Raw genomic sequence first — 13067 nt, forward strand, 5'->3', positions numbered from 1 at the left:
TACAGAAAACCGCTTGCATTTCAGCCTTGGATTTTAGCATTTCATGTCGAATATTCTGTCAATTAACTTGAAAACGCTCCCATACCTCTTTTCATAGGGTATATTCATCTATGAACAAAGGGTATGGGAGGTCTTATAAATGAATGCAATTACAATGGTAATCGGTGCTATCTGTATATTAATGATAGCTTACCGTTTATATGGTACGTTTATGGCCGCTAAAGTTATGAAACTAAAAGCTTTAGATGAGGCCAAAAAAACGCCGGCCCACTCTATGGAGGACGGCAAAGATTATGTTCCAACTAATAAATGGGTGGCTTTCGGGCACCATTTTGCAGCGATTGCCGCAGCCGGTCCGCTTGTAGGACCAATTCTTGCAGCACAATTCGGTTATCTGCCAGGATTGCTGTGGTTGTTGATCGGTGCAGTCATCGGCGGTGCAGTTCATGATGCAGTAGTATTATTCGCATCCATGCGCCAGAACGGTGAATCTGTAGCTGAAATCGCTAAAAAGGAATTAGGCCCGGTAGCAGGATTCTGTGCGGGTTTAGCAATGTTATTCATCATCACCATTACGATGGCCGGTTTATCCATGGTTGTTCTGCATGCTTTAGAACACAACCCATGGGGAACTTTTGCTGTAGGCAGTACCATTCCGATTGCAATGGGAGTAGGTTTATACCATAGAAAGACTGGAAACCTAAAAGGGGCTACCATTGTCGGATTTGCTCTTATCATGGCTGCTGTATTCGTTGGTCCTTATATCCAAGGTACCTTCCTAGGTGAATTGCTAAGTTTTGACGTCAAGGAATTATCTATTATTCTACCAATCTATGCTTTCTTTGCCGCAGCGTTGCCGGTATGGTTATTGCTTGCACCGCGCGATTATTTAAGCAGCTTCATGAAAATTGGCGTGTTCGTTGCATTGATTGCAGGGGTTTTCGTTGTAAATCCAGATATTCAGTTCCCTGCTTTAACAGAATTCATCCATGGTGGCGGCCCGATCCTTGCTGGACCAGTTTGGCCGTTTATCTCAATTACTATCGCTTGTGGTGCGATTTCCGGATTCCATGCCTTTGTAGGCTCTGGTACAACGCCAAAAATGCTGGACCGCTGGCAAGACATTAAGGTAGTTGGTTTTGGTGCGATGCTGGTGGAATGTGTGGTTGCAATTATGGCACTTGTAGCAGCTACAGCTCTTCAACCTGCCGATTATTTTGCCATTAACTCCACTCCTGAAGTTTTTAAAACACTGGGTATGGAAACAGTACACCTTGCCCAACTAAGCCAAGAAATTGGTTTGGATTTAGAAGGACGCACAGGCGGCGCTGTTACTCTTGCTGTCGGAATGACATATATTTTCACAGAAATTCCTTGGTTCAGCAATCTAGCCTCTTTCTTCTTCCAATTTGTTATCATGTTTGAGGCATTATTCATTTTGACTGCCATCGATTCAGGTACCCGTGTCGCACGCTATTTGATTCAAGACTTTGGCGGTACTTTCTATAAACCGCTTAAACGAGTGGATTGGGTCCCGGGAAATATTTTTGCAAGTGCTTTAGCCTGCTTCCTTTGGGGATACCTGTTATTCTCAGGGGATATCGGATCTGTGTGGGCGCTGTTCGGCGTATCCAACCAGTTAATGGCTTCAATCGGTTTAATTGTCGGAGCTACCGTTATTCTGAAGGTAGCCGACAAACGACGTTATATGCTGACTTGTCTCATTCCACTTTCCTACCTCTATGTAACAGTAAACTATGCTGGTTACTGGATGGTGAAAAATGTTTATCTCAACTCAGCAGCAGCTGGATATAGTGTCCTGAATGCAATCCTATCCATAACCATGCTTGTATTAGGTTTAGTGATTATCATTACAGCCGTGAAAAACTGGATGGAAAACTGGAATAGGCCGGCAACGAAGTTAAATAAGAGAACTGCTTAACACCTTTTAGGGATTGAACATAGAATGTTCGATCCCTTTTTATTTATCTAAAAGAATGTGCACGTTTCCGCTCATTTTTTCATTTTATGGCGAATAATAATAACAAATCCTCATATCCCTGTTGCTCCATTTCCTCCTTTGGAATAAAACGTAGAGCAGCAGAATTAATGCAATAACGTAATCCTTTAGGTCCGGGTCCATCCGGAAATACATGGCCAAGATGTGAATCAGCTTCCCTGCTTCTCACCTCGGTACGGGTCATGCGGTGACTTAAATCAACCTTTTCTTTGACGCTTGCTGACATAATTGGTTTAGTGAAGCTTGGCCACCCGCAGCTGCTGTCATACTTGTCACGTGAACTGAAAAGCGGTTCCCCTGAGACAATATCTACATAAATGCCTTCCTGTTCATTATTATAATATTCATTTTCGAATGGCGGCTCTGTCCCATTTTCCTGGGTAACGTAAAATTGCATGTCCGTTAGTCTCTCCCTTAGATGGGTATTATCCTTCGGCCAATGATCCTTCAGAAATGAATCACGACCAGAACCCTTCCAGTATAGCTCGTAACGAAAGGCATTTTTCTTATAGAAATCCTGGTGATATTCTTCAGCAGGGTAAAACTTTTTGGCCGGAAGAATTGGTGTCACAATTGGTTTTGCAAAGCGTCCACTCTTCTCTAGATCTTCTTTGGATGCAAGCGCCACTGACTTTTGATCGTCGTTATGATAAAAGATCGCAGTCCGGTATGACGGACCCCGATCTGAAAACTGGCCGCTTTCATCGGTTGGATCAATTTGTTGCCAATACAGGCTTAGCAGCCCTTCAAACGAGATAACAGCAGAATCGAATGTAATCTGTACCGCTTCATAGTGACCAGTGGTTTCTGAACAAACTTCCTTGTAAGACGGGTATTCTTTATGGCCGCCCGTATATCCAGACACGACTTTTATGATCCCTTCCCGTTCATCAAATGGCGACACCATACACCAAAAGCATCCACCGGCAAAGGTTGCCCTCTCGTATTTTTCCCTTTTATTTTCTTCCAATTGGATCATCACCACTTTTCTTGATTATGCAAGTTAATAAGGTCTATATACAAATATTATTCGTTCATTCCTCAAATATCAATTTACGTAAAAACGGGATTCAGACCCTTCATCGCTTAAACGCGATGGGGTCTGAATCCCCATGTGTTAAAGCACAAAGGAGACAATGATCCCGGAAAGGACACTGACCAAGGTGGCTCCATATAGTAGTTTCAACCCGAAACGGGCAACCGTGTTTCCTTGCTTTTCATTTAGTCCTTTGACAGCTCCAGCAATGATTCCAATGGAGGAGAAGTTTGCGAAGGATACTAGAAATACAGATATGATGCCAAGCGTCCTTGTACTCATCTCAGAGGAAACCTTGCCTAAATCCATCATAGCCACAAATTCATTTGTGACCAGCTTTGTCGCCATTATTCCCCCAGCAACAACGGATTCTCCTGCAGGTACTCCCATAAGCATGGCAACAGGAGCGAAAAGATATCCGATGATTTCCTGGAAACTCCTTCCGAATACAAGGTCGAATAAATTATTGATCATTGCAATCAAAGCGACGAAACCGATCAGCATCGCTGCCACTATGACGGCTACCTTAAACCCGTCCATAATATATTCACCAATCATCTCAAAAAATGTTTGTTTCGCTTCATCCTGCACAAGGAGAATATCTTCTTTTTCATCCACAGTATAGGGGTTAATAATCGATGCGATGATAAAGCCCCCAAACAGGTTAAGGACAATGGCTGTCACTACATACCTCGGTTCAATCATGGTCATATAAGCACCAACGATAGACATAGAAACCGTGGACATCGCGGATGCACATAAAGTATAAAGACGGTGCTCTGGAAGATGGCCTAGCTGTTTCTTAACGGTGATAAACACTTCCGATTGTCCAACGATGGCTGAAGCTACGGCATTATAAGATTCTAATTTACCCATTCCGTTTACTTTATGGAGAAGGACTCCAATTCCCCTCATAATAAAAGGAAGGATTTTAAAATGCTGTAGGATTCCAATCAATACGGAGATGAACACAATTGGAAGGAGCACATTCATAAAGAAAGGAGCTTGCCCTTCATTGGCCAGCCCGCCGAAAACAAAGTTGATACCTTCGGACGCGTACTCAAGCAGTTTACCGAACCCTGTTGCGACTGCTTGAATGATGACAAGGCCAAACTTAGTGTTCAACAAAAGAAAAGCTAGGATCAATTGAATGATGACCATTACGATAACTGGTCTGATTTTGACGTGTTTCCGGTGACTGCTTGCTAGCATGGCTAAAACAAAAACAACTAGAAGACCGATTATAGCAATTATATATTTCATCGTTGCCTCCACTTGGTGTAATTTTTCTTTGGTGGTTGGTGTTTACGTAGTTACTTACAAAGGCTTAGCATATGTAAATAAATACCTTATCTTCCCTCCTTATTGTAAATAAAGGAGGGTGTTTCATATTTTTGTTGCGAATTTTCGTTAAAACAGGAACTAGAGCTTGTGCATCTGCAAAAAACAAGCCGGAAGCTTGTCCGGCTTAACATAACTCGTAGTAAATCTGTTCTTCATGAATTCTGCCATATTGTTATTTTACATGCCTTTTATTTTTTTACGACGCCGTGCCCTCCAAATTCATTTCTTAGTGCGGCTACCACTTTCCCCGAGAATGTATCTTCGTCAAGAGAACGATAGCGCATCATTAACGACATTGCAATTACCGGAGTGGCTGCCTGGAGGTCAAGTGCGGTTTCAACTGTCCATTTTCCTTCACCGGACGACTGCATGATACCTTTTATCCCGTCAAGGCGCGCATCTTTTGAGAACGCATTTTCTGTAAGTTCCATAAGCCATGAACGAATGACGGACCCATTGTTCCAGACACGTGCAACCTTTTCATAATCAAAGTTGAAGTTGCTTTTTTCAAGAACCTCAAAGCCTTCTGCAATCGATTGCATCATTCCATATTCAACTCCGTTATGTACCATTTTCAGAAAATGTCCACTTCCGATTTCACCTGCATATAGATAGCCGTTTTCGACGGAAATATCACGGAACAGATCTTCCACAGAATCAAATATGTCTTTATCTCCACCAATCATTACGCACACACCGTTTCTGGCACCTTCTGTCCCCCCGCTAGTGCCTACATCAAGAAAATGGATCCCGAGTTCCTTTAATTCTTCTCCCCGTCTGATAGAGTCCTTATAATTCGAGTTACCACCATCAATAACGATATCCCCTGCTGACAACATTCCTTTCAATTCACTAAGCACATTTTCCGTAATAGACCCGGCAGGAACCATTAACCAAACAACACGGGGTCTTCCAAGGGTTTCTACTAGCTCTTTAAGCGAATGTACCCCTGTTCCTCCAGCTGCGGACAATTTCTCTACATTTGAAGCATCGACATCATAAGCAGCGACTTGATGTTTATTCATTACATTTAGCGACAGGTTATAACCCATCTTTCCAAGACCTACTATTCCGACTTTCATATTTACTCACCTATTTTCGAATTTTTGTCATTACCGGCTATATTATATGAAATTTTTTTCTCCAAAGAAACAGTTGGAAGAAAATTTTTTTCACAACCGCTTTATGTTATAATTTTTCCAGGATAAACGAAAGGAATCTTTTTTATGACACAAAACTGCTTGGGAAAAATACGTTCTTATTATGCACGGTTTAGTGAAAAAGAAAAGAAGATTGCAGATTATATTCTTAAAAACCCAGAAGCTATTATCCACAGTACTATTAATGAGGTTGCAGAAGACTTACAGGTTGCGGATGCAACCGTTTTCCGTTTTTGTAAACGCATTGGGTTTAAGGGCTATCAGGCGATGAAAATTACACTTGCCTCTGAAATTATGACACCAATTCAGCAAATCCATGAACAAATTACTGAACAGGATAGCGAGAAAACAGTTGCGGAAAAAATCTTTAAATCAAACAGCAGATCGTTGGAGAATACCCTGCAAATTCTCAATCCCGAATCGTTAAAAAAAGCAGTGTCCATGCTTATCAATGCGAACAGGGTCGAATTCTATGGTACTGGCGGATCCTCGGTGATTGCAATGGATGCCTATCATAAATTCTTGCGGACAGGAATCCATACCTTTGCATTTATAGACTCCCATTTCCAATTGATGGCCGCTTCGCAGCTGACATCCCGTGATGTTGCTGTTGTCATTTCACATTCAGGCACCAATAAAGATACAATCCAGATTCTTGACCAGGTGATCGAAACTGGCGCGAAAACCATTGGCATTACAAGCTTTCCAAAATCCCCGCTGAGCCAAAAAGTGGATGTTTCCTTAATTACAAGCTCCGAAGAGACAGAATACCGGTCTGAAGCCCTTGCATCAAGGATAAGCCAATTAAGCCTTATTGATGCGCTCTATGTAAATGTTATGGTGAAAAATAAAGAAGACGGCAACCATTCCCTTGAAAAAATCAGGGATGCCATCTCAGAAACAAGAATCTAACCATTTTCAAAAAGAATGCGGACTTTAATGTGAGTCCGCTTTTTCTTGCCGAAAAACTATACTCGTATAGTTGCATGTCATACCCGTAAACGCCAAATTTAGATATTTCTTCAATTTGTCGAACGATGACATAAGTTCTGAATTTACTTTTTTTTCTGACAATTATATAATGTAGCTTATATGGGACAATTGCTTACATTTATACTGCAATGACCCAAAACCAAAATCAAAAGGGGGAATTATATTGGCAATGAATGAAACAGCAGTAAAAAACAAATCGGAAGCTTCTTCATTGGATTACGAAAAGATTGTCCATTCATCATCCTTTAAGGAATTGATGCAGCAAAAAAGGAACTTCATCATTCCTATGTCCGTCTTCTTTATGGTATTTTATTTCGCTCTTCCCGTCTTAACTGCCTACTCCACCGTCCTTAACCAACCTGCTATCGGGGATATAAGCTGGGCTTGGATCTTCGCATTCGCCCAATTTGTGATGACCGTATCTTTATGTATGATCTATACCCGAAAAGCACGAAAATTTGATGAAATCGTAGATCAAATAACGAAAGAAGCACCAAGGTAAAGGGGGACGACCACATGAATATGTTAGCATTTTCTTTATTTGTCGCCATCGTGGCAATTACACTCATCATTACTTATTTCGCTTCAAAACGCACGAAAACTGCAAGCGATTTCTATACGGCCGATGGAAGCCTAACCGGCTGGCAAAATGGGCTGGCCATTGCAGGAGATTACATGTCCGCTGCTTCATTTTTAGGTATCGCAGGAATGGTAGCGCTTTCAGGATTTGATGGTTTCTTCTACAGTATTGGCTTTCTAGTGGCCTACCTTGTCGTGTTGTTTATTGTAGCAGAGCCATTACGAAATTTAGGTAAGTATACATTGGCTGATATGATTGCCGCCCGTTTTGACGAGAAAAAAGTGCGCGGGGTGGCAGCATTAAATACGATTACGATTTCCACCTTCTATATGATTGCCCAACTTGTAGGGGCAGGAGCACTCATTAAATTATTATTAGGCATTGATTATGTTTATTCTGTTTTAATTGTAGGCGTCTTGATGACATTATATGTAGTTTTCGGGGGCATGATGGCCACAAGTTGGGTTCAGATCGTCAAAGCTGTCCTGCTAATGGGAGGAACCTTACTGATTTCGATTATGGTTTTTGCCAAGTTCGATTTCAGCGTTACCCAAATGTTCAATGAGATGAAAAACGCGACACCACTAGGTGGGGATTACCTGAACCCAGGAAATAAATTCAAGAACCCAATTGATACAATTTCCCTTAACCTTGCACTAGTGCTGGGAACCGCGGGACTTCCACATATCCTAATCCGTTTCTTCACTGTAAAGGATGCGATTACAGCCCGTAAATCTGTAGTTTATGCTACGTGGATTCTTGCCTTTTTCTATATTATGACGATCTTTTTAGGCTTCGGGGCAGCAGCATTTGTCGGGTATGATAAGATCGTTGAAGCAAACGCCGCAGGAAATATGGCGGCACCATTACTTGCCCAGGCACTTGGCGGAGATTTCCTGTTTGCTTTTGTCTCTGCAGTCGCCTTTGCCACGATTCTCGCTGTGGTGGCAGGTCTTGTACTATCGGCAGCATCTGCATTTGCGCATGATTTTTACAGCCATATCTTACGCCGTGGCCAAGCGACAGAAAAAGAGCAGGTCGTCGCTGCAAGATGGGCTTCGATTGGCGTTTCAGTTATTTCGATAATTCTGGCTTTATTCGCCCAAACCATGAACGTTGCCTTCCTGGTGGCTCTTGCTTTTGCAGTAGCAGCCAGTGCGAACCTGCCAATCATCATGCTGACAATATTTTGGAAGCGATTTAACACAACAGGGGCTATCTCCGGCATGTTGGTTGGATTATTCAGCGCCTTATTCCTTGTGGCAATAAGCCCTAACGTTTGGAATCCTGAAAAGGGTGTAGCCATCTTAGTTGGCGACCCTCTTATTTCACTGACAAACCCAGGGATCATCTCAATTCCACTCGGTTTCCTAGCAGCTATCGTAGGTACTCTCGTTTCTAGCAAAAAAGCAGATGCGAAGAAATTCGACGAAATTCTTGTAAAGGCCAACACTGGAATCAAGGAGCCTGTAAGTTAAGAAAGCACGAAAGACCGCAGTTTCCAATTATAGAAGCTGCGGTCTTTTTTCGCTCCACTTCCGCTTCAACGAGGCGGGGCAATAATCCCGTTGTGAACCTTGATATTTCCATGCCGAAGGATATCAAAACCTCCTTCATACATATACTGATCCATTTGCTGTATATCCATTAATTCCCTGCACGTATAGCTCATGATATGTGCCATTATCATATAAAACAGTTTAAATTGAATAGATAGACGTAAAAAACAGGCGGATTTTCCACCGCCCGTCCGTATTACTTGTTATTGTATTTCCTAGAAAGCTGGTTCATAACTTCTGAAAAAATCAGTCCCATGGCTATAGCGCCGGATAGCATTAACGCTTTTGCGGCGAGTTGGACAGCCATGCTGTAATCATTGCTTACAAAATGCCTCGTCGCATCATATGCTAAACCACCGGGAACCAATGGAATAATGCCTGATACACTAAAAATTATAATCGGCGTTTTATACATTTTCGCAAATACCTGGCTGATGATAGCTACCAGGAAAGCTGCAGCAAGAGTCGCAATGATGCTGTCAACCGACTGCCAAACGAGCCAGAAATATAATAGCCAGCCTGCCATTCCTACAAAACCACACCGGATTAACGATTGTTTGGGAACATTAAAGAGAATTCCAAATGCTGCTGATGCGATAAAACTAGTAAAAAGCTGTGCGATCATTTTTTACCTCGCTCATAATTAAAATGAAAAAACTACGGCAATTCCGGTTCCGATAGCAAAAGCAGTAAGAAAAGCTTCCGCTCCTTTTGATATTCCTGACACAAGATGTCCTGCTATTAAATCACGGACTGCGTTCGTAATTAAAAGACCTGGTACAAGAGGCATGACTGAACCGATTATAATTTTATCTATTTCATGTCCTAACCCCGTATTAACAAATACCATAGCAAATATACCTATAAGCAATGAAGAAATAAATTCTGCAAAAAACTTTATTTCTAGCAGCTCATGCAAGTAAAGGAGACAAGCAAAACCGATTCCACCCGCGACACAGGCCGGAATAAAGTCATGCCAGTGTCCCTCGAACATGATTAAGAAACAGCCACTTGCGATGAACGCTGCAAAAATCTGCAGCCAAACCGGATAAGCGAGTGATTCTTTCTCGATCTTCCTTAATTCAAGAAGAGCTTGTTTCACTGTTAATTCACCACTGCTTATTTTTCGCGAGATACTATTTACATCCGTTACTTTTTTCAGATCTGTCGACCGTTTTGAGATCCGATATAATTTACTAGGGTCATCCCCATCAATCGAAAAGATGATTCCAGTGGGGGTAACAAAGCTATGGGAGTTATGAATCCCAAAGGAAGAAGCGATACGGGACATCGTATCTTCTACCCGGTATGTTTCCGCTCCGCTTTCCATCATAATTTTACCCGCTAGCATACAAACCTCTATCACTTCATAGGTTTTCGTTGCATTCTCCATCTCTATCTCTCCATAGGCGAAATAATGAGCCATTAAAAAAGAAATTAACTAGATTGCGAATTCCTTTTATGATTAGATTATTATTATTTCTCTTATGTGTCCACTGCAGTATGAAGTACATGTTGTAATCCATGTCCTTTTTAAGATAGTCATTCCGACAAACTACATAATTGATTTCAAAACTGAACCGGTCCCCTTTATAATCAATAAAACATTCTGTTCCACATGAAACAATAAGTGCTTCCAATTCTTTCAACAGATTTTATCTCATTAACTTCCTTATAAAGACTACTTTTAAATAGTTGGCTTCAGGGAAATCCTTACTGAATTTGAAGTCCTTAGGGAGTGAATATTCTTCTAAAATCTTGTATTTTGCACCACTTTCTTTGAAGGCAGCATCGATGAAACCTTTGAATTTTTTCATATCAAAAGCACTACTATTGGTTGAAGCTACTATGACGCCATTGTCCTCCGTAATTGCAATACTGTCTATCAATAGATTTTTATAATCCTTTGCCGCACTGAACGTAAATTTCTTTGACTTCGCAAAGCTCGGAGGGTCGAGTATCACCAAATCGTAGGTTAATTGTTTCTTCACTGCATATTTGAAGTATTTAAACACATCCTCAACAATAATATTCTGAGCTTCGGGTTCTAATCTATTAATACGGAATTGCTCCTCCGTTTTGGGCCGGCTTCGATTGGCAAGATCGACACTTGTCGTTTTCCTAGCCCCTCCTAAAGCAGCAAAGACTGAAAATGCCCCGGTGTATGAAAACATATTTAAAACGCTCTTTCCTTTTGCATATCTATCGCGTATCGCCTTCCGAACCTCCCGCTGGTCTAGAAACACTCCAACCATTGCCCCATCATTCAAATACACAGCGAAATTTACGCCATTCTCTTTGACAATCAGAGGAAAGGAGGGCTCTTGTCCCATCACAAAATCATCTTCCTCTATGTATTGTCCCTTCGTATCAAACCGTTTTTTTTGGTAAACGGCTTTCACCTCTACAGTGTTCAGCAATGCAGCTATTATATATTTCTTGAATTCATATAAGCCTTTACTGTACCAGCTAATCACATAATATCCGTCATAATAGTCAATAATCAGGCCGCCGATCCCGTCCCCTTCCCCATTAAAGAAACGGAAAGCAGTGGTATCCTGATCATGGAAAAAGTTCTGCCTATGAGTATATGCGCTCTTCATTTTCCGATTAAAAAATTCCTGGTCGATTCCTTCGTTCTCTTTACGCGTCAACACCCAGCCGAAGCCTTTGTTTTGCCTTCCATAATAGCCTTTTGCAATAAAACGGTTCTTCTCGTCTAAAAGCTTGATGATGGTACCTTCCTTCAGGAATTGGTTTTCATTCAGCAAGATTTCCCTGCTGATGAGCGGAAAACCCTTACTTATTTTACCGGCATGTTTTTGTTTTATTTTTACTATTGCTTCGTTATCCATGATTTCATCCTATCTTCCAGATACTATCTGCCTCTGGTTAGTTTTTCGTGCTATTTCCCATTATAACCATGTTCAGCAGCTACATAAAAGTTAACAGCCAAGGTATAAAAAAAGAGCACAGCCGCTAGGGTGTGCTCTTCTCTCTATTCTATTATCATTGGACTTCCATGTGCAGGTCGCCTGTTTTAGCCCAACCGACCATCTTAATAACCTGGTAAAGCCCTAATGTTATGGCAATCGGAAGAATGACCCCAACCGCGATATAAATCAAGAATCCGATTATGCCTTGATTCGCTAAGATGCTAAGCGGGGCAATGAAGGAATTAAGGCCAAGCCCTGCCAGTTCATATGACGACTGGAAGTCAAACCCGACTGTCGCAATCGGGGCACAGACGATCGCCGCCACAAAAGGAGGGATAACCAGCCTTGGATTTTTAACCAGGTTCGGAAACTGTACTTTTGGTGTAATGGCAACCTGGGCCAGGAAACCGCCCAGATCATTCTGGCGAAGCGACATAGCAGTAAATCCGACAAATTGGACTGTACAGCCGATTAGCGCAGCTCCACTTGAAACAGGGTCCATTTGTAAAGCAATGGCAATCGCTGCAGATGATGCGGGACTCATCAAAAGGATGCTCCATACCAATGCAATAACCATGGAAGCAATTACAGGAGAACCTTGTACGGAAGAAGTGATTTGCCCGCTCAACCATTGAAGTAAAGGTGTCGTTACAGCCGCTAAACCAATTCCTGCAACTCCCCCTGCCAAAATGGCACCGAAGGGAATCGCCATCATATCTAGAATTGTCTTTCCAGTTATCCGTTTTCCTACATATGTTGCAACAGCGGCGGCGAGCACTGCACTTATTGGCTGGCCAGGTACAATCGTAAACAATCCCTCGGCTGTCGGATGAATTGCTGCTCCTCCAACTGCCGCGGAAGCCATTGCACTAAAGATGACCAAGGTATTGCCGCCCAGCTGATAGGCAATACCTGCCCCAATTGCTGGAGCCAGCAAAACCTTTGCTGCAGATCCAATTCCAATAAAAGCTTCCCATCCGATAAATTTCCCAATGGTTTCAAACAAAATCCCGAGTCCCAGTGTAACCAAAACGGCATTTGCAATTCCAGTTGATGCTTTATGCATTCGATCGACTACATATTCTTTCCTCATGTTCATTTACACCTCTCTGTATGTCATAAGTTGTGGTTTCTACAAATAAAAAACCCTTCCTAATGGATGGGCGCTGTACTTGTTTGAGCGCCTTTTTCGTAGAAGCATTACGAATTGGACTCAAACATTCCCTATCAAAAATGATGGCATGTTCCAGTCCGTTACGTGTTTATGATAATAATATCTGTTTGTACCCCCAGTGTTTTTGCCATTTCCTGTTGCTCCATTCTTCTTTTTTGATATCCTATCACAAGTTTTCTGAATATGTAAACAACTTTTTCTATTCTGAAAAAATAAAAACGCTTACATACTAAATAACTATCATCTGATTGGCAATGTTCAGCGG

The 13067-nt window shown here is 41.8% G+C and carries 11 protein-coding genes; 4 read left to right on the forward strand and 7 right to left on the reverse strand.

The features are described from left to right. Positions 1–139: 139 nt before the first annotated feature. Positions 140–1942, forward strand: coding sequence for a carbon starvation CstA family protein (locus CUU64_RS01490; RefSeq protein WP_101631502.1), 1803 nt, complete (start codon positions 140–142; stop codon positions 1940–1942). A 79-nt stretch (positions 1943–2021) separates the two neighbouring features. Here the strand turns inward: CUU64_RS01490 and msrB are convergent, their stop codons facing one another. The 3 genes from msrB to gnd form a co-directional block, all read right to left on the reverse strand. Further along, complete coding sequence (gene msrB / locus CUU64_RS01495; RefSeq protein ID WP_257985353.1) at positions 2022–2990, reverse strand: peptide-methionine (R)-S-oxide reductase MsrB; 969 nt, start codon at positions 2988–2990, stop codon at positions 2022–2024. Positions 2991–3137: 147 nt separating this feature from the next. Beyond that, on the reverse strand, positions 3138–4319 hold the full coding sequence (locus tag CUU64_RS01500) for a NupC/NupG family nucleoside CNT transporter (RefSeq protein WP_101631504.1): 1182 nt from the start codon (positions 4317–4319) through the stop codon (positions 3138–3140). Between the two features lie 269 nt (positions 4320–4588). Beyond that, entirely contained in the window at positions 4589–5482 is an 894-nt protein-coding gene (gene gnd, locus CUU64_RS01505; RefSeq protein WP_101631505.1) for a phosphogluconate dehydrogenase (NAD(+)-dependent, decarboxylating), read from the reverse strand. A gap of 144 nt (positions 5483–5626) precedes the next feature. Here gnd and CUU64_RS01510 point away from each other — a divergent pair, with 144 nt between their 5' ends. From CUU64_RS01510 to CUU64_RS01520, 3 genes are all read left to right on the forward strand, one after another. Further along, positions 5627–6472 (forward strand): MurR/RpiR family transcriptional regulator, encoded by an 846-nt coding sequence (locus CUU64_RS01510; RefSeq protein ID WP_101631506.1) that lies wholly within the window; start codon positions 5627–5629, stop codon positions 6470–6472. A gap of 250 nt (positions 6473–6722) precedes the next feature. Further along, entirely contained in the window at positions 6723–7055 is a 333-nt protein-coding gene (locus tag CUU64_RS01515; RefSeq protein ID WP_101631571.1) for a DUF485 domain-containing protein, read from the forward strand. A gap of 14 nt (positions 7056–7069) precedes the next feature. Next, the gene (locus CUU64_RS01520; RefSeq protein WP_101631507.1) at positions 7070–8611 is read left to right on the forward strand and encodes a solute symporter family protein; all 1542 of its coding nucleotides are present in this window, start codon (positions 7070–7072) and stop codon (positions 8609–8611) included. 277 nt (positions 8612–8888) lie between these two features. Here the strand turns inward: CUU64_RS01520 and CUU64_RS01525 are convergent, their stop codons facing one another. The 4 genes from CUU64_RS01525 to CUU64_RS01540 form a co-directional block, all read right to left on the reverse strand. Next, entirely contained in the window at positions 8889–9317 is a 429-nt protein-coding gene (locus tag CUU64_RS01525) for a threonine/serine exporter family protein (RefSeq protein WP_101631508.1), read from the reverse strand. Positions 9318–9335: 18 nt separating this feature from the next. Beyond that, complete coding sequence (locus tag CUU64_RS01530) at positions 9336–10085, reverse strand: threonine/serine exporter family protein (protein WP_101631509.1); 750 nt, start codon at positions 10083–10085, stop codon at positions 9336–9338. Between the two features lie 262 nt (positions 10086–10347). Beyond that, the gene (locus CUU64_RS01535; RefSeq protein ID WP_101631510.1) at positions 10348–11547 is read right to left on the reverse strand and encodes a class I SAM-dependent rRNA methyltransferase; all 1200 of its coding nucleotides are present in this window, start codon (positions 11545–11547) and stop codon (positions 10348–10350) included. A 154-nt stretch (positions 11548–11701) separates the two neighbouring features. Next, on the reverse strand, positions 11702–12721 hold the full coding sequence (locus CUU64_RS01540) for a PTS sugar transporter subunit IIC (RefSeq protein WP_101631511.1): 1020 nt from the start codon (positions 12719–12721) through the stop codon (positions 11702–11704). Between the last annotated feature and the right edge of the window lie 346 nt (positions 12722–13067).

The organism is Bacillus sp. V5-8f, assembly GCF_002863565.1.
Taxonomy (GTDB): domain Bacteria; phylum Bacillota; class Bacilli; order Bacillales; family DSM-1321; genus Peribacillus.